At 67.9% G+C, this 20011-nt stretch carries 19 protein-coding genes and 1 riboswitch; of the genes, 2 read left to right on the top strand and 17 right to left on the bottom strand.

What is annotated here, in order from left to right; genetic code table 11:
* Positions 1-3 precede the first annotated feature (3 nt).
* The 5 genes from glyA to ABIB14_RS01775 form a co-directional block, all read right to left on the bottom strand.
* The gene (glyA, locus tag ABIB14_RS01795; protein WP_354233632.1) at positions 4-1341 is read right to left on the bottom strand and encodes a serine hydroxymethyltransferase; all 1338 of its coding nucleotides are present in this window, start codon (positions 1339-1341) and stop codon (positions 4-6) included.
* Entirely contained in the window at positions 1338-1721 is a 384-nt protein-coding gene (gene gcvH, locus ABIB14_RS01790) for a glycine cleavage system protein GcvH (protein ID WP_354233631.1), read from the bottom strand. Before gcvH ends, glyA begins: the two co-directional genes overlap by 4 nt.
* A 360-nt stretch (positions 1722-2081) precedes the next feature.
* Entirely contained in the window at positions 2082-3257 is a 1176-nt protein-coding gene (gene gcvT / locus ABIB14_RS01785) for a glycine cleavage system aminomethyltransferase GcvT (RefSeq protein ID WP_354233629.1), read from the bottom strand.
* 12 nt (positions 3258-3269) lie between these two features.
* Complete coding sequence (gcvP, locus tag ABIB14_RS01780; protein WP_502909577.1) at positions 3270-6170, bottom strand: aminomethyl-transferring glycine dehydrogenase; 2901 nt, start codon at positions 6168-6170, stop codon at positions 3270-3272.
* Between the two features lie 157 nt (positions 6171-6327).
* Positions 6328-6426, bottom strand: a riboswitch (glycine riboswitch).
* 176 nt (positions 6427-6602) lie between these two features.
* Positions 6603-7142 (bottom strand): TetR/AcrR family transcriptional regulator, encoded by a 540-nt coding sequence (locus ABIB14_RS01775; protein ID WP_354233625.1) that lies wholly within the window; start codon positions 7140-7142, stop codon positions 6603-6605.
* Positions 7143-7210: 68 nt separating this feature from the next.
* Here ABIB14_RS01775 and ABIB14_RS01770 point away from each other — a divergent pair, with 68 nt between their 5' ends.
* Complete coding sequence (locus ABIB14_RS01770; RefSeq protein ID WP_354233624.1) at positions 7211-8776, top strand: MFS transporter; 1566 nt, start codon at positions 7211-7213, stop codon at positions 8774-8776.
* 170 nt (positions 8777-8946) lie between these two features.
* Here the strand turns inward: ABIB14_RS01770 and ABIB14_RS01765 are convergent, their stop codons facing one another.
* Positions 8947-9429, bottom strand: coding sequence for a Dps family protein (locus tag ABIB14_RS01765; protein WP_354233623.1), 483 nt, complete (start codon positions 9427-9429; stop codon positions 8947-8949).
* Positions 9430-9565: 136 nt separating this feature from the next.
* Positions 9566-10360 (bottom strand): sigma-70 family RNA polymerase sigma factor, encoded by a 795-nt coding sequence (locus tag ABIB14_RS01760; RefSeq protein WP_354233621.1) that lies wholly within the window; start codon positions 10358-10360, stop codon positions 9566-9568.
* 248 nt (positions 10361-10608) lie between these two features.
* Between ABIB14_RS01760 and flgN the strand changes: the two genes are divergently transcribed.
* Positions 10609-11124 carry a flagellar export chaperone FlgN gene (gene flgN, locus ABIB14_RS01755; protein WP_354233620.1) on the top strand — a complete coding sequence of 172 codons (516 nt, stop codon included), beginning with the start codon at positions 10609-10611 and terminating at the stop codon, positions 11122-11124.
* Between the two features lie 76 nt (positions 11125-11200).
* On the opposite strand, the gene ABIB14_RS01750 is transcribed toward flgN, so the two are convergent.
* From ABIB14_RS01750 to ABIB14_RS01705, 10 genes are read right to left on the bottom strand one after another with little or no spacing between them, the layout of a single operon-like run.
* On the bottom strand, positions 11201-11461 hold the full coding sequence (locus ABIB14_RS01750; RefSeq protein ID WP_354233619.1) for a carbon storage regulator: 261 nt from the start codon (positions 11459-11461) through the stop codon (positions 11201-11203).
* A 9-nt stretch (positions 11462-11470) separates the two neighbouring features.
* Positions 11471-12640 (bottom strand): hypothetical protein, encoded by a 1170-nt coding sequence (locus ABIB14_RS01745; RefSeq protein ID WP_354233618.1) that lies wholly within the window; start codon positions 12638-12640, stop codon positions 11471-11473.
* Positions 12618-14666, bottom strand: coding sequence for a flagellar biosynthesis protein FlhA (locus ABIB14_RS01740; protein WP_354233617.1), 2049 nt, complete (start codon positions 14664-14666; stop codon positions 12618-12620). Before ABIB14_RS01740 ends, ABIB14_RS01745 begins: the two co-directional genes overlap by 23 nt.
* A gap of 37 nt (positions 14667-14703) precedes the next feature.
* Positions 14704-15786, bottom strand: coding sequence for an EscU/YscU/HrcU family type III secretion system export apparatus switch protein (locus ABIB14_RS01735; protein ID WP_354233615.1), 1083 nt, complete (start codon positions 15784-15786; stop codon positions 14704-14706).
* Positions 15786-16544, bottom strand: coding sequence for a flagellar biosynthetic protein FliR (locus ABIB14_RS01730; protein WP_354233613.1), 759 nt, complete (start codon positions 16542-16544; stop codon positions 15786-15788). The genes ABIB14_RS01735 and ABIB14_RS01730 overlap by 1 nt, the downstream gene beginning before the upstream one ends.
* Before the next feature lies 1 nt (position 16545).
* Entirely contained in the window at positions 16546-16821 is a 276-nt protein-coding gene (fliQ, locus tag ABIB14_RS01725; RefSeq protein ID WP_175321994.1) for a flagellar biosynthesis protein FliQ, read from the bottom strand.
* Positions 16818-17696 carry a flagellar type III secretion system pore protein FliP gene (gene fliP / locus ABIB14_RS01720; protein WP_502909576.1) on the bottom strand — a complete coding sequence of 293 codons (879 nt, stop codon included), beginning with the start codon at positions 17694-17696 and terminating at the stop codon, positions 16818-16820. Before fliP ends, fliQ begins: the two co-directional genes overlap by 4 nt.
* Positions 17693-18343, bottom strand: coding sequence for a flagellar biosynthetic protein FliO (gene fliO / locus ABIB14_RS01715; protein ID WP_354233611.1), 651 nt, complete (start codon positions 18341-18343; stop codon positions 17693-17695). Before fliO ends, fliP begins: the two co-directional genes overlap by 4 nt.
* On the bottom strand, positions 18344-19072 hold the full coding sequence (gene fliN / locus ABIB14_RS01710; protein ID WP_354233610.1) for a flagellar motor switch protein FliN: 729 nt from the start codon (positions 19070-19072) through the stop codon (positions 18344-18346).
* Positions 19069-19965 (bottom strand): flagellar motor switch protein FliM, encoded by an 897-nt coding sequence (locus ABIB14_RS01705; protein ID WP_354233609.1) that lies wholly within the window; start codon positions 19963-19965, stop codon positions 19069-19071. Before ABIB14_RS01705 ends, fliN begins: the two co-directional genes overlap by 4 nt.
* Positions 19966-20011: the final 46 nt, after the last annotated feature.

Here is a 20011-nt window from a genome sequence, read left to right as displayed (position 1 = left end):
GCTTTAGCTGAGGTTGGAGACCGTCGGGTAGAGCGGGTGGGCGGCGGCGAGGTCCCGGACCCGGGTGCGGAGCCCGGACAGGTCCGTCCCGGCGTCCGCGGTCAGTGCCGCGGCGATGATGTCCGCGACCTCGGCGAACGCGGCCGCGCCGAAACCGCGGGTGGCCAGCGCCGGGGTGCCGATCCGCAGCCCGGAGGTGACCATCGGCGGGCGCGGGTCGAACGGGACGGCGTTGCGGTTGACGGTGATGTCGATGCCCGCGAGCCGGTCCTCGGCTTCCTGCCCGTTCAGTGCGCAGTCGCGCAGGTCCACCAGGACCAGGTGCACGTCGGTCCCGCCGGAGACCACGGTGATGCCCTTGGCGGTCACGTCGTCCCGGGTCAGGCGTTCGGCGAGGATCCGGGCACCTGCGAGGACGCGTTCCTGGCGTTCACGGAACTCCTCGGATGCTGCGATCTTGAACGCAACAGCCTTACCGGCGATGACGTGCTCGAGCGGGCCGCCCTGCTGGCCCGGGAACACGGCCGAGTTGATCTTCTTGGCGATATCGGCGTCGTTGGACAGGATGATACCGCCACGCGGACCGGCGAGGGTCTTGTGCGTGGTGGACGTGGTGACGTGCGCGTGCGGCACGGGGGACGGGTGCAGGCCCGCAGCAACCAGGCCGGCGAAGTGCGCCATGTCCACCATCAGGTACGCACCCACGGAATCGGCGATCCTGCGGAACTCAGCGAAGTCCAACTGCCGCGCGTACGCGGACCAGCCAGCCACGATCAGAGCGGGTTTGTGCTCCTGCGCCAGACGCTCAACCTCGGCCATGTCCACCGTGTGGGTGTCCTCGCGAACGCCGTACGGGACCACGTTATAGAGCTTCCCGGAGAAGTTGATCCGCATCCCGTGGGTCAGGTGGCCACCGTGGGCCAGGTTCAGGCCCATGATGGTGTCGCCCGGCTTGATCAGCGCGTGCATCACCGAGGCGTTGGCCTGGGCGCCGGAGTGCGGCTGGACGTTCGCGTACCCGGCACCGAACAGGGCCTTGACCCGGTCGATCGCGAGCTGCTCGACCACGTCCACGTGCTCGCAGCCACCGTAGTACCGCTTACCCGGGTACCCCTCGGCGTACTTGTTCGTCAGTACCGAGCCCTGCGCCTGCATCACCGCGACCGCGGTGTGGTTCTCCGAGGCGATCATCTCCAGCCCGTCGCGCTGGCGGGTCAGCTCGGCGTCGATCCGTGCCGCGATCTCCGGATCCAGGGCGGACAGGTCCGCGTCCAGGCTCGCGGAGCCGACCTGCTCAAAGACAGTCTCCGTGCCTGCGGCCACCGTCGTTGCGCCGCTCACAGCTCGCCGCCGTTCTTGGACGCGTACTCTTCAGCCGAGAGCAGCGGGCCCTCCTCGGTCACGGCGACCTTGAACAACCAGCCGGCCCCGTACGGATCACTGTTGATCAGTGCGGGATCGTCGACGACGGCGGGGTTAATTTCCGTGACCTCGCCGGTGACGGGGGCGTACAGGTCCGAGACGGACTTGGTGGACTCGACCTCGCCGCAGGTCTCCCCCGCCGTCACCATCACGCCGACCTCGGGCAGGTCAACGTAGACGATGTCGCCGAGGGCGTCCGTGGCCACGGCGGAGATGCCGATGGAAACAACGTTCCCGGCCTCGCGGGCAACCCACTCGTGCTCGTCGGAGTACTGCAGTTCAGGGGCAACTTTTGCCATGTGTTTTTCCTAAGTCTTGGAGTGGTCGTTGGTGCTAAATCAATTGTGGCTGGTTTACGTGCTGACCGTGGCCGGGTTACGCGGCCGGAAACCGAATTCCGGTGGCCGTCGATTATCTTCTAGAGCCGACCGTCGGTAGGCGGTACATACCTCAGCACCCTGGGCTTTCGAAGGCGCCTGATCCCACTGGTCCTGCTGTGGTCGGTTGTCCTAAAAGGTGAGCTGTCCACGAGGGGCCGGCTGACCGCGGTTTTCGAAAGCGTGCGTCAAAGCGACGGAGGAGCAGCACGCGTGAAAACTGGGGCTAGCCGGCACCGGTGCCGGGCACCGGTGAGGCGCCCGGCAGCGGTGCCGGCCGGGCTACTTTTGGCGCTTGTAGAACGGCAGTGCAACCACTTCGAACGGCTCCGCTTTGCCGCGCAGGTCGATGTCCAGTGCGGTGCCGGGCTCGGAGAACTCAACGTCGACGTAGGCCATCGCGACCGGGTAGCCGAGGCTCGGGCTGGGCTGGCCGGAGGTAACTTCGCCGACGGTGTTGCCGTCCTTGAGCACCGGGTAGTGGCCGCGGCCGGCCCGGCGTCCGAGGCCCTTGAGGCCGACGAGCTTGCGGCCCGTCGTGGCGCCGGCGCCGGCTTCCTTCTTGGCGGCCAGGGCAGCCTTGCCGACGAAGTCGCCTTCCTTGGAGAGCGCGACGACGGGTCCCAGTCCGGCGGCGAACGGGTCGCCCTCGAGGGTGAGTTCGTTGCCGTAGAGAGGCATGCCTGCCTCGAGCCGGAGCGAGTCGCGGGAGGCGAGCCCGGCGGGGGTGAGCTCGCCCTCTTCGGCGATCGCGACGAGCGCCTGCCAGAGCGCTGCGGCGTCGTCGTTGGCGACGAAAATCTCGAAGCCGTCCTCACCCGTGTAGCCGGTGCGGGCCAGCAGGAGGTCATGGCTGGCACCGCCGACCATGAACGGGACCTCCACGGCTGCGTAGTACTTCAGGCCGGTGACGAGCTCGTGCTGCGCCGCCGGGACCAGGCGGAGCAGGATCGACTCGGCTTTGGGACCCTGCACGGCGATCAGCGACGTTTCGGCGGAGGCGTCCTGGACGACGACGTCGAACCCGCCCTCCTGGGCAGAACCGGTGCGGGCGGCCAGTGCCTCGGCCACTACCCTGGCGTTACCGGCGTTGGGCACCACCAGGAACCTGTCCGTGCTGTCGTTTCCCGCGTCTGCGGTAGCGGGCCGCCGGTACGTGATGAGGTCGTCGATGATGCCGCCGTCCTCATTAGCGATCAGCGAGTACTTGGCCTTGCCGATCGCCATCGCGGAGATCTTGCCGACGAGGGCGTAGTCCAGGAAGGCTGCGGCGTCGGGACCGGTGACCCAGATTTCGCCCATGTGGGAGAGGTCGAAGAGACCCGCCGACTGGCGGACGGCATGGTGCTCGGCCAGTTCGGAACTGTATTTGAGCGGCATCTGCCAGCCGCCGAAGTCCGTGAAGGAAGCGCCGAGCTTCTTGTGCTCTTCGTACAGGGCCGTGTAGTTGTCAGTCATCGTTGGCTGTCCCTAGCTGTCAGAGTCGGTGTTGGCGGAGTGGGCTGCTGTGTCTTCTTCGAAGGATTCGAGGGGCGGGCAGGAGCAGATCAGGTTGCGGTCACCGGCGGCGCCGTCAATCCGGCCGACCGGCGGGAAGTACTTGTCCTGCTTGAGCGTGTGGACCGGGAAGACGGCCTGTTCACGCGGGTACTCGCGGGTCCAGTCGGTGCTGATCACAGCTGCGGCGGTGTGCGGGGCGTTGCGCAGCGGGCTCTGCTCCACGGTGAAGTCGCCGGCGGCGACCTGGTCGATTTCGGCGCGGATGGCGACCATAGCAGTGATGAAGCGGTCGATCTCGCCTAGGTCCTCGGATTCGGTCGGCTCCACCATGAGGGTGCCGGCCACCGGGAACGCCAGTGTGGGGGCGTGGAAGCCGTAGTCGATCAGGCGCTTGGCGACGTCCTCGGCGGTCACGCCGGTCTTGGCCGTGAGTTCGCGCAGGTCCAGGATGCACTCGTGGGCCACCAGGCCGCCTTCGCCGGTGTAGAGCACCGGGAAGTAGTCGTTCAGGCGGGAAGCGATGTAATTGGCCGCCAGGAGTGCGGACTTGGTGGCCTCGGTCAGGCCCTGGCCGCCCATGAGCTTGACGTAGGCCCAGGAGATCGGCAGGACGCCGGCGGAGCCGTAGCGGGAGGCGGAGATCGGGGTGCCGTCGGCGCCGCTGGCCGGGTCTGCGGCGTTGCCGGGCATGAAGGGTGCCAGGTGGGCCTTGGCCGCGACCGGGCCGACACCGGGTCCGCCGCCGCCGTGCGGGATGCAGAAGGTCTTGTGCAGGTTCAGGTGGGAAACGTCGCCGCCGAACATGCCGGGCTGGGCCAGCCCGACGAGGGCGTTGAGGTTGGCGCCGTCGATGTAGACCTGGCCGCCGGCGGCGTGGACGGCGTCGCAGACCTCGCGGACATCCGCGTCGAACACCCCGTGCGTGGACGGGTACGTGATCATGATCGCGGACAGGGCATCCTTGTGCAGCTCAATCTTGGCCTGCAGGTCTGTGTGGTCGATCGTGCCGTCCGTGGCGGTGGCCACCACAACGACCTTCATCCCCGCCAGCACCGCGGAGGCGGCGTTGGTGCCGTGCGCGGAGGCCGGGATCAGGCAGATATTGCGCTGGGCCTCGCCACGGGAGCGGTGGTAGCCGCGGATCGCGAGCAGCCCGGCGAGCTCGCCCTGCGATCCGGCGTTCGGCTGGATGGAGACCTGGTCGTAGCCGGTGATCTCGGTTAGCTGGGCTTCGAGGTCCTCGATCAGTTCGCGCCAGCCGGCGGTCTGGGATTCGGGGGCGAAGGGGTGGATGGAGGCGAATTCCGGCCAGGAGATGGCTTCCATCTCGGTCGTGGCGTTCAGCTTCATGGTGCACGAGCCCAGCGGGATCATGGTGCGGTCCAGGGCGAGGTCGCGGTCCGAGAGACGGCGGATATAGCGCAGCAGCTGGGTCTCGGAGCGGTGCGTGTTGAAGACCGGGTGTTGGAGGTAGTCGGAGGTGCGCTCGACGGCGGCCTCCAGGCCGAACCCTTCAGCCGCGTCCACGACGCTGGCACCGAAGGCGGCGACGAGGTCGGCGACGATGCCCGCCGTCGTGGCTTCATCGGCGGAAATACCGACCGTGTCCGCGTCGATGCCGCGCAGGTTGATGCCCCTGGCTTCGGCGGCGGCCATGATCTGTGCGGCCTTGCCCGGCACCGAGACGGTGACGGTGTCGAAGAAACTCGTGTGCAGAACAGCCATGCCCGCGGCCTTCAGCGACGCCGCGATCGTCCTGGCATGGCCATGGGTGGTTTCGGCGATTGCCTTGAGTCCGTCCGGGCCGTGGTAGACGGCGTAGAAGGAGGACACGATGGCCAGCAGCGCCTGCGCGGTGCAGATGTTGGACGTGGCCTTTTCGCGGCGGATGTGCTGCTCGCGGGTCTGCAGCGCCAGCCGGTAGGCCGGGACGCCGGCGTTGTCCTTGGACACACCGACGAGGCGGCCGGGCATGGACCGCTCAAGACCCTTCTGGACGGCCATGTAGGCAGCGTGGGGGCCGCCGAAGAACAGCGGGACGCCGAAGCGCTGGGCGGAGCCGACGGCGATGTCGGCGCCCTGTTCGCCCGGTGAAGTAATGAGCGTCAGGGACAGCAGGTCCGCGGCGACGGTGACGAGGGCGCCGCGTTCCTTGGCGTCCGCGATCACGGCCGTGTGGTCGAACACCCGGCCGGAGGCGCCGGGCTGCTGGAGGACGACGCCGTTGATGACGCCGTCGGGCAGTCCCGTGGAGAGGTCGGCGACCTCCACCTCGAACCCGAGTGCCTCGGCGCGGCCCTTGACGATCGCGATGGTCTGCGGGAGGCAGTCGGCGTCCAGGACGGTTTTTCCGTCGTGGGCGGACTTGTTCTTGTTGGCACGGCGCATCATCAGGACGGCCTCGGCAACGGCGGTGGCTTCATCCAGCAGGGACGCGTTGGCGATCGGCAGGCCGACGAGGTCCTGGACCATGGTCTGGAAGTTCAGCAGCGCCTCGAGCCGGCCCTGCGAGATTTCCGGCTGGTACGGCGTGTAGGCCGTGTACCAGGCCGGGGCTTCAAGGATGTTGCGGCGGATGACCGCGGGGGTCACCGTGTCGTAGTAGCCCTGGCCGATCATCTGCACGGCGGTCTTGTTCTTCGACGCCAGCCTGCGGAGCTCCGCCAGGACCTCCACCTCGCTGAGGGCGTCCGTCAGCCGGAGGGCGACATCCTGCCGGATGGAAGCCGGGACGGCGGTGTCCACGAGGCCGTCCACGCTGTCGTAGCCGACAGCCTTCAACATGGCGTCGACATCGGCCTGGCGGCGAGCGCCGATATGGCGGTCAACGAAGGACGTGGAGGCTGAGGTAACAGTCACAAGGAACTCCATAACTAAGGCGGCGCAGGGTACGCCACATTGATTCGGGTTCCTCCCCGCTCTGTATTGGACCTGAGAGTTTCCGCGCAGCCGCTGTTGCGGGGTCCGCTTGCACCGTCGGTGAGCACGGCATGTCCAAAAGACGATGCCGGCTGCTTTCCAGAGTTGCCTTGCCGCGGCGGTACGTGGGCCTGAGAGATTCCTGGGGAGGATTTGCTCCTACGGCGCCTGCTTGTACCTACTAGCAGAACTCTCCCGCCGCAGATCAAAGGCATATTCAATTGCTCGTGACCATAGTCACGGCTTCTATTGTCCTACGCCGGGGGCGCGTCCGCAAACTAACCACGACGGACCGGCCGCAGTTACGCGCACCCCGCGGTCCCAAGCCACGCCATCCCGCAGAGTAGGCAGGAACGGGGGAAACGCCCCCGCAGCTGTTGCCTGTCAGCCGCGCAGCCGTTCGACGGCGGCCACCAGGGCCTCGACGTCGCCGGCCAGCCCCACGGTCGCCTCGCCCGGACCCCGCGCCAACATGGCGTTGAAGTACAGCCCGTCCCCCATGTACAGCACGGGCTTCGCCATGGTCGGGCCGACGTCGGCCGCGAGCAGCGCCAGCCAGCTGGCCTGGACTTCGGCCATCCGCCGCAGCGTCTCGGCGTGCGCCACTTCGGCCAGCCTGGTGGCGGCCACGAAGACCCGGTCCAGCGGGGTATCGGCCCACACCGAGGATCTGATGAAATACGCCGCCGCCCCTTCCGGGGCGTCCGCCATGGCGTCGAGGTCCTCCGCGAGGAGCCGGTCCAGCCGCTCCAGCAGCACCGAGATCATGGCCTCCTTGTTGGGGAAGTGGTACAGCAATCCACCCTTGGAGACGCCCGCCAGCCGGGCCACCGCATCCAGCGTCGCGGCACGTTCGCCCTCGGCGATAAGCAGGGATTCGAAGGCATCCAGGACGGCTTCGCGGGCGACGGGTTTTCTGGCCATGGCTTCCATCATGCCTGCCGGGGCTCGGATTTCTTAACTATACCGTCCAGACGGTATAGTTAAGTCCTATGAGCTCTGCCCTGTCCACCACCGTCACCCTCCCCACGCAGACCCCGCGCGCGCCGTGGCAGGACTGGCTGGCTTTGACCCTGCTCATGTTCCCGGTATTGCTCGTGGCTGTGGACAACACGGCCCTGACCTTCGCGCTGCCCGCGATCGCCCGCAGCCTGGATGCCACCGGCGTGCAGTTGCTCTGGATTATCGATTCATATCCGCTGGTCCTGGCCGGCCTGCTGGTGGCCATGGGAAGCCTGGGCGACCGGATCGGCCGCCGCCGGCTGCTTTTCGTCGGTAGCACGGGCTTCGCCGCCGTCTCCGCGGTGACGGCGTTCGCTCCCAGCGCGGAGGGGCTGATCGCGGGCCGGGCCGGGCTCGGCTTCTTCGGCGCGATGCTGATGCCGTCCACCCTGTCCCTGATCCGCAACATTTTTCCCCAACCGAATAGGCGGCGGCTCGCGGTCGCGATCTGGGCCGCCGGCTTCTCCGGGGGTGCCGCGCTGGGCCCCATTTTTGGCGGCTGGCTCGTGGAGCATCTCTGGTGGGGTGCGGTGCTCCTGGTGGCGATACCGATCGTCCTGCCCCTGCTGGCCTTCGGCCCCGCATTGATCCCTGAATCCCGGGATCCGAAGCCGGGCACGGTGGACGCTCCCAGCATTGTCCTGTCGCTGCTGGCCATGGTTCCGACGGTCTACGGCATCAAGATGCTGGCAACCCACGGCGTGGCGCCGGGACCGCTCGCGGCCCTCGCCGTCGGGCTGGTGATGGGCTACACCTTCGTCCGCCGCCAGCGCCGGCTGGCGGCATCCGCGTCCGCGACTCCCCTGCTGGATCTGAGCCTCTTCGACAACCCGGTCTTCAGCACCGCGATCATCGCCAACGTCCTGGCCCTCTTTTCCTACAACGGCTTCATCCTGTTCCTGGCCCAGCACCTGCAGTTGCTGGAGGGGCAGTCACCCTCGGCGTCCGGGATGGCGATGGTCCCGGCCCTGATCGCCACCGTCGTCGCCGGCCTGCTCGTGGTGCCGCTGGTGCGGCAGGTCCGGCCGGGGCTCGTCGTGGCGGGCGGCCTGCTGCTGAGCGCGGCGGCCTATGGCCTGGTGGCCCTGGGCGACCATAGCTCCGGGCCGGGCGTGCTCCTGACCGCCCTGCTTGTCCTCTGCGTAGGCGTCGGCGCGGCTGAAACCATTTCCAACGACCTCATCCTGGGGGCCGTGCCGGCGGCGAAATCCGGTGCCGCGGCTGCCATCTCCGAAACCGGCTACGAGGTCGGCTCCCTGCTCGGCACCGCCATCCTGGGTTCCATCCTGACCGCCTCCTACCAGCACAATTTCCAGCTCCCCGACGCTGCGCTGCTGGCGGCCCCGGCGGCGGCACACCAGGCCGGCGAGACCCTCGCCGGAGCCGAGGAGCTGGCGCAGACCCTGCCGGGCCCGCTGGCAGAGGCCGTAACGGCGGCCGCCCGTGCGGCGTTCGACTCCGGCGTCCACATCACGGCCGCCATCGCGCTGGTGCTGATGGCCGCAGTCTCGGTCCTCGCCGCCGTCATCCTTCGGAAGGTGCCGACGGCGCACTAGCCGCCGGGCTCAGGCGGCGTCGACGTAGGCCGCCAACGCGTCGAGCAGGCCGGCGGTCCCTTCCGCGCGGCCACCTGTTCGGCGTCGCTGGCGGCCGTCCCGGTAAAGAACAGCGTCCGACGCCGGGCGGGAACCCGGCGTCGGACGCTGCGGAATGCGTAAGACGACTACTACTTCTTGGCGTCCGCCGTGGTAACGCTGGCGGTGGCACGCATTGTTTCGGCGTTCACCATCCAGGCGTACTGCTCGAGCTTGGCGATGAAGGCATGCAGCAGGTCCGCCGTAGTGGGATCTTCCTCATCCACTTCGTCGTGAACCTTGCGCATGGTGCCGACCGCGGCCTCGAGGGCGGCGACGATCTTCTCGATCGCGTCCTTGGTGTCGATCAGGCCGGTCGGGAATTCACCGAGTGCGGTGGACTTGGAAACCGTCGAGCTGCGGCCGTCCGGGAGGGCGTGCAGGGCGCGCATCCGTTCGGCCATCTCGTCGGCGAACCCGCGGGCGGCTTCGACAATCTCGTCAAGCTGCAGGTGGAGGTCGCGGAAGTTGGTACCCACGATGTTCCAATGGGCCTGCTTGCCCTGGATGTGGAGTTCGATCAGGTCCACGAGAACGGCCTGCAGGTTGCTCGTCAGGGTCGGTGTCGCTTTCATACATCCTCCTTGATAGGAACGGCTGGTACGGCGTTATGCCTCAGACGCTACTCCAGCGAAGATGCGGCCGCGATAGACGCGACGGAATTTCACGATCAGCTTACTAAGTGACCTTAGTAAGACCTCGGATGCAGTCCTAGACGGCCTGGTTCAGCATGGGCCCCTGCGGGAAGATGGCACGGGTGATTCCCCCGGCAGTGGCTTCGGACAACTGGCCGAGGTAGTCGTTACGGCGGCGGGGCGTGATCCGTGACTGCGGCTCGAAGCCCTGCTCCGGGTCGTCCGCGTAGTGGGCGGCGAGGCCGTCGCGCATCAGGCGGATCGCCTCCGCGCGCTGTTGCGACACGGCGGCGTGGGTGGAGCCCAGTTCAGCCGCCAGATCCTTGACCGTCCGGTCGCCGAAGTAGATCTCCTCGACCACGAAGCGCATCCGCTCCGGCAGCGATTTCACGGCGGCACGGAGGTACTGCAGCCGTTCGTCCGCGAGCACCGAGCTTTCCGGGGACAGAGTTTCCGCGGCCAGCGTATCGACGACGGCGTCGTCCAGCGGCGTGAGCGTGCGGGACGCGTCCGCCAGCGCTGCTTCCACAACACTTTGCTGGACACCCAGCGCGGAGGCTATCTCGTCGACGGAAGGCGTGCGTCCGAGCGCCGCCCCTAGGGTTTCCTGGACCGACATGGTCTCTTTGATCCGGCGGCGGGCGGAGCGCGTGGCCCAGTCACTGGCCCGCATTTCGTCCGCGAAAGCGCCCAAAATGCGACGCCGGGCGAATGCACCGAAGGGCACTCCAAGGCCAGCGTCGAAGGAGTCGGCCGACGTAATCAGGGCAATGGCGCCAGCCGATGCCAGGTCATCGCGCGAGAGGTGGGACGCCTTCGAGCACAAATCTGAGACGAGGTAGCCCACCAGCGGCAAGTGCTGAGTGACCATCTCGTTGCGTTCCACGCGATTCAACAGTGTGTCCCCCCATGAGACCGGATCAGGAGTTAAAAACCCTGGGAGCCACACCCGCCAGCGGCCTCCCTGCTCTCCCGTGGGAGGCGGTGTTCCAGGCGCGGGCGCAGCACCCAGAACGAAACCTATCACCTGATTCTGAATCTGCGTGTACCCTCAGGGAAAAGCTTGGCGGAAAATGCGGAAGGCCGTATTTTGGCCCGGCTGGCAAGGAAATGGGGCCCATGGGTGCGGGGGATCTTTCAGCGGCGCTGTGGCAGGAACGGCGGCAGTTGGAACTGCTTTTGTTCAGGTTGGAATCCCAGCGCCTGCACGTGGCCGCCGGCAACATCCACTGGTTGGCTTTTACCGCGTCCGAGGTGGAGGACGTGCTGGACCGCTTGGGCTTCGAAGCGCTGGCCCGCAATGTCGAATCAGGTGCCGTCGCGGGCAAATGGGGCCTCCCCGCGCAGGCGACCTTGGTGGAACTGATTGCCTCTGCCCCGCTTGGTCCCTGGCCCGCCATCCTGCAAGAGCATCTCGATGGCCTGCGCGATTTGTTGGCTCGGCTGGGTCATGCTGCCAGCACCAACGACGAACTGCTCCGCAGCCTGGAGCTTCCTGCCGGGCCCAGTGATCCGGCCGGCCTGCTTGACCATCTGGCGATCGCGGGAAACATTGAGCGCGCCCTGGCCATTACGCGCCGCGCCACCCAGCCGCTGATGGCCAAATACCTCGGCGACGACGCCAATTCACGGTGACCCGACACCTGACCGTTTAACCCGACACGCCGGAGCCTGACCCCGGTGTCGAACGCGTGGGGTTCAGTCGTGGGGTTCAGTCGCTGGGGCGGGCGGCTGCCGGGGGCATAAGCCCCCGCAGCGCGTCTTCGGTGCTGGTGCCGGCGTCGGCAGCTGCTTCGGCCGCCGCCAAATTCGCCGCGGCGATGGCCTCGATTACTTCCCGCCGCTGGATCGGGACGCCGCGAGGCGCCTCGATCCCGATCCGGACACCGTCTCCGCGGCCTTCCAGAACAGTGATGACGATGCCGTCGCCGATCATGATCTGTTCGCCCGGCTTGCGTGTGAGTACCAGCATTCTCTCAATCTACCCTTCGCGTCCGGCCGCGGCGGCCCACGGCAACGGCCGGGTCGCCGGCCGGGCGTCGATCCAGCCCACCGGCAGGCCGATTGCGTTCACGCTTTCGGGGGTGGCGGTGTCGGCCGCGCCCACGACCGCCACCGCGGCGACTTCGAGCCGCGCCCGCAGCAGGCCGACCCACCGGGCGGTGTCCTCGTGCTTGCGTCCGGCGTCCACGACTACCCAGAGCTGGTCCGGCGCGAGGGCCGCGATCGTCTGAAGCCGTGCCAGGATGTTGCGCGCCTTGCCCACACCGAAGGCCGCCAGCACCGTTTGCTCCGTTTCCACGGCGTGGGCGCGGGCCGCCGTCGCGCTTTGGCGGCCGTCCAGGTGCAGGTGGCCGTAGGCGCTCAGCTCCCCCGCCGTGCGCACGTCAGCGCCTCCGGCGGCGATGGACATGGCCAGGGCGGTGTCCAGTGCATCGTCGCCGAGACCCACCAGCACCACCAGGTCCCCGGTACCGCTCAGTGGTACCGGGACCCGCTCCCGCGCCGGCGCACCGGTCCACGGGGACGACGGCGGGACCAGGTCCAGGGCGGGGTCCGCACCGGGAACGGGCGCCACTCCGGGGGCCGGTGCCTGGCCGGGGGCCGGTGCCTGGCTGCGGGCCGACGTCGGGCCTTCCTCGGAGCCGTTCACCGGGCGGGCCGGAACCGCGGGATTTGGCGGGGCTGCCGGCGCCCGGAGTCCGGAGCCGAGTTGGTCCAGCAGTTCAGCGAAGCCGGGCGACTCGGTGGAGACGCCGGCGTTCCCGGACCGATGCAGGGTCAGCTCGGCGGCATCTGCTTCAGCCAGCAGTGCTGCGATCGCGTCGCCCTGGAGTTCGTGGCCTGGCGCGGCCAGCCGCTGCGTGCCTGCTGCGGGCCGGGACGCGTTTAGCGGAGTTTCGCCCGACGGCTCCACGATCCCGCCCCCGGCCAGGATGTCTGCGTCCGGGACCACCTCGCCGGTGACGACGTCGTGCCGGGGCTGGAGCTCGATGATGGCCTCGTAGCGGTTCGCGGCGAAGAGCCCGGCGATGCCGGGGCTGCTGACCCGCTCAGCGGACACGATGCGGGCGGCCGGGCCGTACTGGAGTTCTGCCTTGCTGCGGATTTCCTCCAGCGAGGCTCCCTTAAGCCGATAGCGGTTCGGCATGGCGCACGACTCCTACAGTTTCGATCCGTACATTAGCGGAGGTAACTTCACGGTAGGACAGTACCGGCACAGAACCGGGCTGCGCTCCGATGAGCCGGTGGATGGCCGGACGCAGCGCCGGGGCGCAGACCAGGACGGCCTGCCGGTTGGCGCCGGCTGCGGAGTCCACCGCGTTGCGCACCGAGCGGAGGACGGCGTCGAGCCGGTCCTGACCCATCACGATCTGGCTGCCGCCCTCGGCCGGCCTCATATCCTCCAGCATCGTTTGCTCGAGGAGCGGGTCGATCATGATCACGTTGAGCACCGGGCCGTCCATGAATTTGGCGGTCAGCGCGGGCCCAAGTGCCTGGCGGGCCGCCTCGACGAGTGATTCCGGGTCCGTGGAGATCTTGGCCCGGAGGGTGAGCGCCTCGTAGATGCGGGCGAGGTCGTTGATGGGGACCTGTTCGTCGAGCAGGCCTTGGAGGACGCGCTGCAGTTCGGCGAGCGAGAGCAGCGCCGGGGTGAGCTCATCGACGGCGGAGGGGCTTTGTTTGCGGACGCCCTCGGTCAGCACCCGGACATCCTCGCGGGACAGCAGCCGCGCGGCGTTGGCGGTGACGATCGAGGACAGATGGGTGACCAGGACCGAGACACGGTCGATCACGGTAGCGCCGGTCATTTCGGCGTTGTGGCGCATTTCGGCCGGAACCCATTTCCCGGCCAGGCCAAACACCGGTTCGATCATCGCGACGCCGGGCAGCGAGTCCAGTGAGTCACCCAGGGCCAGCATCTGGCCTGCCGGGGCGGTGCCCCGGCCGGACTCCACGCCCGCGATGCGGATGGCATAGGTGGCCGGCGGAAGATCCACGCTGTCGCGGGTGCGGACCGGCGGGATGACGAGGCCAAGTTCCATGGCGATCTTGTGCCGCAGCGACCGGACCCGGGCCAGCAGGTCGTCGGAGGCTCCGGAGACCATGTCGACGAGGTCGGGGGCCAGCAGGATCTCCACAGGGTGGATCCGCATGTCCTCAAGCAGCTTCTCGTTCGGGTCCAGCTCCGGGGAGTTCAGCGCTGCAGTCTCAACGTCGCGGGCTTTCTCGGCCTCCCGCTGGCTGGCCGTGGTGCGGCGCGATGCCAGGATCAGCCCGGCCCCGACCAGGATGAACGGTATCGGCGGCATGCCAGGGATCAGCGCCATGGCGAGGGCCGCGACACCGGCGATCAGAAGGGCGTTGGGCGACTGCAGCAGTTGGGTGGACGCGGTCCGGCCCATGTCCGCTTCCGCATTCGATCGTGTCACGATCATGCCGGTGGAGACGGCCATGAGGAGCGCCGGGATCTGGGTGACGAGCCCGTCGCCCATGGTCAGCAGGCCGTAGGTGTTGAGCGCGTCGCCAATGGTCAGGCCGCGTTGCAGCATGCCGATGGCGATGCCGCCGATGAAGTTGATGATGATAATGATGATGCCGGCGATCGCGTCGCCCTTGACGAACTTGGAGGCACCGTCCATGGCACCGTAAAAGTCGGCCTCCGCGGAGACCTCCGCGCGCCGCTCCCTGGCCTGCGTGTCCGTGATCAGCCCGGCGTTGAGGTCGGCGTCGATTGCCATCTGCTTGCCCGGCATGGCGTCCAGGGTGAAACGCGCCCCCACCTCGGCGACGCGTTCGGCACCCTTGGTGACGACAACAAACTGGATCACCACCAGGATCAGGAACACGACGGCGCCGATAATCATGGAACCGCCCACCGTCACCTTGCCGAAAGCCTCGATCACCTGCCCGGCATAGCCCTGGCCCAACACCAGGCGGGTGGAGGCGACGTTGAGTCCCAGCCGGAACAGCGTGGCCACGAGCAGCAGCGACGGGAACACGGAGAAGTCCAGCGGCTTCTTCACGAACATGCTGGTAAGCAGCACCAGCAACGCCAGCAGGATGTTGCACACGATCAGGAAGTCCAGCAGCGGCGCGGGCACAGGAACCACCAGCAGCAGCACAATGCCCACGATGCCGATCGGCACCGCCAGCCGGGCGAGCCTGTTGTTCATGATGTGGTCCTTTCACAGACGCTGGTTAGTAGATTGGTCACAGGGCTGCGCCGGCCATGTGGTGCAGCCCTGCGCCGGCGCCGCGGGCCCTCAGCGACATGACGAAGGCCAGCACCCCCGCCACGGAGTGGTAGAAATCCACCGGAATCTCCTGCCCCAGCTCGCAGGCGCCGTGCAGCGCCCGGGCGAGCGGGATGTCCTGGACCATCGGCACGTTTTTCGCTTCGGCTTCCTGCCTGATGCGGGCGGCGACGTGGCCTGCCCCCTTGGCCACCACCCGCGGGGCGGACTTTCCGGGCTCGTACTTGAGCGCGACGGCGACGTGCGTGGGGTTGACGAGTACGACGTCGGCGTCGCCGATCGCCGCGATCATGCGGTTCCGGCTCATGGCCAGCTGACGGGCCCGGCGCTGGGAGCGAATCAGCGGGTCGCCGTCGCTGCTCTTGTTCTCGTCCTGAACTTCCTTCTTGGACATCCGGGTCTTCTTCCGGTTTCGGCGCATCACGACGAAGAAGTCGACGGCCGCCAACGCGATGCCGGCGAAGACGGCGAACTGGATCAGGGAGGCGATACCGCCCCCGGCGGCCGCGACGACGCCTGACACCGGGAGGCCGCCGGCGGTGAGCAGCACCGGTATCATCCCCTGAATCACGGAATAGAGTACGAGGCCCACGACGCTCGCCTTGAGCAGGGCCTTAGCGCCGCCCCACAGCGCCTGGGCGCCGAAAACGCGCTTCAGCCCGCTCAGCAGTTTGAAGTGCTCGAAGTCCATCCGGAACTTTTTCAGGTGGATGCCGCCCTGCAGCGCGGAGCCGACGAGGACGACGATGAGCACCACGATCAGCATGGGACCGATGGTTGCGGTCAGCGAGCCGAGCCCGGTTTCGAGGGCCTTCACGGCCTTCCCCGAGTCCGGTTGCGCCATGATGCCCTTGACGCTGAAGACCTGGTCCGTGGCGGCGTTGGCCCCGCGCTCCACGGTAGCGGGGACCATGACCGCGGCCGCGCCGACCGCCAGCCACGCGGTGAGGTCCTGCGAGCGGGAGAGCTGACCCTTGGAGCGGACCTCCCGCATGCGTTTGTCGGTGGCTTGCTCGGTTTTTTCCTGTGAATCCGACATCAGCCCACCCCCAGCACGGTCTTGGCGGCCTGCCCGGCGAGGGTGGAGACGATCTTGGGCAGGGCCAGGAAGAGGAATCCTGCCAGCGCGAGGGTCAGCAGGATCTTGAGCGGGAAGCCCAGGGAGAAGGCGTTCAACGCCGGCGCAACCCGGGTCAGGAGGCCGAGTCCGACGTCGGCGAGGAACAGCACCACCACCAGCGGGCCGGCGATCTGGACGGCGGCGAGGAACATGCCGGTGACGGCGGACGTCATGGCCTGGACCGGCTGGGCGAGGTCAAGGCCGCCTGCCAGGGGCAGTGCGGTAAAGCTTCCGGTCAGTCCGCCGAGGACCAGTTGGTAGCCGTCGGAGGCAAACAGCAATGCGAGTGCGGCCATTTGCAGCAGCCGGGTGAATTGGGCGCCGTTGACCATCATCTGCGGGTCGAAGGCCTGCGCCATCTGGAAACCGCTGAAGAGATCGATCAGGCTGCCGGCGGACTGGACCGCCGCGAAGACCAGCAGGACGAGGAAGCCCAGGACCAGGCCAGTGACCAGTTCCAGGACCACACCGGTGAGGAACCCCGCCGTGTCGCGGGCGACGTAGCCGCCGGCGAGCCGTTGCGAGACGGCCAGGCCAAGGCCCACGCCCAGAATGGCCTTGATCCGGCCGGGAAAGGCCTGGTGCGCGAAGGGCGGCGCCACGATCAGGAAAGCCGTCATTCGGACGGTGGCCAGCAGGAGCACTTCCAGCCAAGCCTGGTCGATCGGAATGCCCACCTCACAGGCCGCCGAGCAGGGAAGGGATCTTCGCGAAGAGGTCGTTGGTGAAGGCGACCATCTCCGAGATCATCCAGTGGCCGCAGATCAGCAGGGCCACCGCCACCGCGGCTAGCTTGGGCACGAAGGAGAGGGTGGCTTCCTGGAGCTGGGTGATGGACTGCAGCAAGGAGATCGCCAGGCCCACCACCAGGGCCGTCACCAGCACGGGCGCCGAGAGCTTGGCGGCAACGATCATGGCCTGGAGGCAGATGTCCAGGACGGCGTTGGCGTTCATCCCGTGCCCGCATAACTCTGGATCAGCGAGGTGATGATCAGGCCCCAGCCGTCCACGAGGACGAAGAGCAGGATCTTGAACGGCAGCGAGATCATGACCGGCGGGAGCATCATCATGCCCATGGACATCAGGGCCGCGGAGACGACGAGGTCGATCACGAGGAACGGGATGAAGATGACGAAGCCGATGATGAACGCGGCCCGGAGTTCGGAAATCATGAAGGCCGGGATGAGCGTCTGCAGCGGCACCGCTTCCGGGGTGGCCGGGTTCTCCATGCCGGCGGCGCGGGTCATCAGCGCAATGTCTTCCTCACGCGTGTGCGCCAGCATGAAGTGCTGCAGCGGCCCCGAGCCTGCGCTGAGCGCGCCGTTGAAGTCCAGGGTGCCGTTCAGGTAGGGCTGCACGCCGATGGTGTTCATCTCGTTGATCACCGGCCACATGACGAAGATCGACAGGAACAGGGCCAGCCCTGCCAGCACCTGGTTGGGCGGGATGGAGGGCAGCGAGAGTGCGTTGCGGGTCATCGCGAGGACCACGAAGATCTTGGTGAATGACGTCATCATCAGCAGCAGCGCGGGCGCCACGGACAGCAGCGTGATCCCGATCAGGGTCAGGACCGCGGTGGACGGCTTCCCGTCCATGCCGTTGATCTGAATGTTGACGCTGCCGGTGTCCGGGCTGGCGGGCGGTGTGGGCGGAACCGGCGGAGTGGGCGCGGCGTGGCCGGCGGAGGCGTTAAGCCAGAGCAGCAGTACGGCGAAAAGGACGGCGGCAAGGCCGAGCGCCAAGACCCTGCCGGCGTAGCCGAGGCGGGCGCTGGTGCTGGTGCTGGGTGACGGGACGCGGGCGGAGCGGGCGGTGGCGGGGCGGATCAATTGCGGCGTCCGCTCCTGAGAGCGGCAGCGGCCTGCTTCCAGGTGGAACCGGCGAGGATCGAGCCGTGCAGCGGCGGGTGGGTCCCGGCGCCGGTCAGATTGCTGCGGCCGGGGGCGGTCCCGTTGTGGGAATCGCGATGGAGGGAACGACGTCGGGACAGCGGCAGTTCCGGCGCGCCCGGACCGGTCACCGGGATGCCGTCGGCATCGTCGGAAGAAGCGTCGTCGGAAGAAGGGTCGTCGGTGGAGGACCCGGGCCCCGCTAGGGGTGCGGCTAGGCCAGTTCCGGCACCGGCTCCGGAGCCGGCTCCGGCGAGGATCTGGGCGAAGGCAGCGGCGGCACCGCCGCGGCGTCGGGATTCCGGAACCGTGGCTTCAGCGGCTTCTTCGGTGTCTTCCGGGATGGCGCCGGTGTGCAGGACGTTGACGGCGTGGTCCGTGACGCCGAGCAGGAAGCGGTGGCCGCCGGCGTCGACCACGACCACCGAGGCGCGCTGGCCGACGCTTTGGCGGCTGACGATGCTCAGGGCGGCGTCAGCGCGGCGTCGTCCCGTGCCTTTGCCGAGACGGCGTTGCAGCAACCAGATCAGGCCAAGCACCGCGCCCAGGGCTACGGCTACCCGCAGCCCAAGGATCAGCGAGTCCATTCAGCTGAGCCCCTCGGCCACGTCGAGGATGCGGGTGATCCGGACAGCGTAGTCCTGGTCCAGCACGACGACCTCGCCGTGGGCGATCAGGCGGCCGTTGAGGAGCACGTCCGCGGGGGCGCCGGCGGAGCGGTCCAGTTCGATGACCTTGCCAGGTTCGAGCGAGAGCACGTCGCGGACGGACATGCGGGTGCGGCCGATCTCCACGGTCAGGGCCATCTCGATGTTGTTGATGCGGCCCAGCCGGCCGGCCGCCAAGTCGCCGCCGCCGAAGACGTCGCCCGCGCGGTCCTGGCCGGTGCTGTGTTCGCGCAGCCGGACGGCGAACCAGGCCGCCGGGTTGGTGCCGTCAGAGAGTTCGAAGATGGCGGTGTCCGGGTCGGAGAGCAGCCCGGAGGCGTCGGATTCGCGCAGGTCGGACAGCACGCCGGCGCCGAAGACGGAACTGGCCGCCTCCATGGCCGGGCGGAGCACATCGGTGACGGAGACGACGCCGAGCTGACCGCCGGCCATGCCGCCCGCGGCCTCGTCCAGGAAGGTGCGGTCGCTGAGCATGAGCGCCAGATCAGCGGTCACGGCACCGACGAAGGTCGCCGTGACAGCCTGGCGGGCGTAGGGGGACGCGGCGCGGGCGGGGACCAGGGCAACTACTTTCAGGGCCACCGGGCTCGGCAGCTCCTCTACGAGCCGTTCCGCCGACGATTCATGCTTGGTCAGGGTCATGCTCATTGGTTGTTCTCCTCAATTGTGACAATGACGGCGGCGGCCCGGGACCCGTTGCGGGCCGGGGCGGCGGTGGCCAGCCTTGTGCCGTCCAGGGTGAGGTCGAAGGGCCGGTTTTCCAGGTGCGGGAGGGTCAGGACGTCCCCGACCGCGAGGCCCAGCACCTGGCTGGGGGTGACGTACGAGGTCGAGAGCCGGACCGAGAGCTCCACGGGGACGCGCTCCAGTTGGGAGCTGACACGGGCGGCGGCGTCGCCGCGGTTGTCCGTGGGGTTGACCTTCTTCAGCCGGCCCAGCAGGATGGCCGCCGGAACCGCGAGGGTGGCCGGGGCGCTAATGTCGCCGACATTGATCGTGAAGGCGGCGACGATCATCAGTTCGCTGGGCGCGGCAGCCTGGGCGAACTGGGAGTTGTACTGGACGGTGTCCACCCGGATGGTCTCGCTCAACAGCGGTCCCAGCGAGTAGCCGAGGTCCTCGAGGGCCTCGTCCATCAGTCCCTTGACCAGGGCCTGTTCGATCTGGGTGAACTTCCGGTCAGGCATGACCGAGTCATTCGAGGCGCCGAGCATCCGGTTGATCCAGCCGAGGGCGGAGGGCGCCGGGAACTGCACCACCAGCTTGGAGTCCTGCGCTTCGATCGTGCATAGCACCATCGCCGTCACGGCAGGCAGTGAGGCCGCATATTCGTCGTAGCTCTGCATGCCCACGTCTTCGAGGCGCACCACGGACTTAACCCGGACCTTGGCGGTCAGCTGGGTTCCCCACTGGCGGGCGAAGGTTTCGAAGGCGAGCTCCAGGACGCGGCTGTGCTCCCGCGCCAGCGTCGCGGGGCGCCGGAAGTCATAGACGCTGACGGTCCGCTCCCGTACCACTTCCCGCTCATCCAGAACACTCACGGTTGCCACTATCGGCACGGGAATCGCCGTCGTAAGCAGAACGTCC

Origin of the sequence: Arthrobacter sp. UYEF3 (assembly GCF_040546245.1) — a bacterium.
Lineage (GTDB): Bacteria > Actinomycetota > Actinomycetes > Actinomycetales > Micrococcaceae > Arthrobacter.
This window is presented reverse-complemented; position numbering and strand designations above follow the sequence as displayed.

Excerpts from the sequence above, each read along its gene's own strand:
- gcvH (WP_354233631.1), bottom strand. The coding sequence starts at position 1,721 with ATGGCAAAAGTTGCCCCTGAACTGCAGTACTCCGACGAGCACGAGTGG.
- gcvT (WP_354233629.1), bottom strand. The coding sequence starts at position 3,257 with ATGACTGACAACTACACGGCCCTGTACGAAGAGCACAAGAAGCTCGGC.
- gcvP (WP_502909577.1), bottom strand. The coding sequence starts at position 6,170 with ATGGAGTTCCTTGTGACTGTTACCTCAGCCTCCACGTCCTTCGTTGAC.
- ABIB14_RS01775 (WP_354233625.1), bottom strand. The coding sequence starts at position 7,142 with ATGGCCAGAAAACCCGTCGCCCGCGAAGCCGTCCTGGATGCCTTCGAA.
- ABIB14_RS01770 (WP_354233624.1), top strand. The coding sequence starts at position 7,211 with ATGAGCTCTGCCCTGTCCACCACCGTCACCCTCCCCACGCAGACCCCG.
- ABIB14_RS01765 (WP_354233623.1), bottom strand. The coding sequence starts at position 9,429 with ATGAAAGCGACACCGACCCTGACGAGCAACCTGCAGGCCGTTCTCGTG.
- ABIB14_RS01760 (WP_354233621.1), bottom strand. The coding sequence starts at position 10,360 with ATGGTCACTCAGCACTTGCCGCTGGTGGGCTACCTCGTCTCAGATTTG.
- flgN (WP_354233620.1), top strand. The coding sequence starts at position 10,609 with ATGGGTGCGGGGGATCTTTCAGCGGCGCTGTGGCAGGAACGGCGGCAG.
- ABIB14_RS01750 (WP_354233619.1), bottom strand. The coding sequence starts at position 11,461 with ATGCTGGTACTCACACGCAAGCCGGGCGAACAGATCATGATCGGCGAC.
- ABIB14_RS01745 (WP_354233618.1), bottom strand. The coding sequence starts at position 12,640 with ATGCCGAACCGCTATCGGCTTAAGGGAGCCTCGCTGGAGGAAATCCGC.
- ABIB14_RS01740 (WP_354233617.1), bottom strand. The coding sequence starts at position 14,666 with ATGAACAACAGGCTCGCCCGGCTGGCGGTGCCGATCGGCATCGTGGGC.
- ABIB14_RS01735 (WP_354233615.1), bottom strand. The coding sequence starts at position 15,786 with ATGTCGGATTCACAGGAAAAAACCGAGCAAGCCACCGACAAACGCATG.
- fliQ (WP_175321994.1), bottom strand. The coding sequence starts at position 16,821 with ATGAACGCCAACGCCGTCCTGGACATCTGCCTCCAGGCCATGATCGTT.
- fliO (WP_354233611.1), bottom strand. The coding sequence starts at position 18,343 with ATGGACTCGCTGATCCTTGGGCTGCGGGTAGCCGTAGCCCTGGGCGCG.
- fliN (WP_354233610.1), bottom strand. The coding sequence starts at position 19,072 with ATGAGCATGACCCTGACCAAGCATGAATCGTCGGCGGAACGGCTCGTA.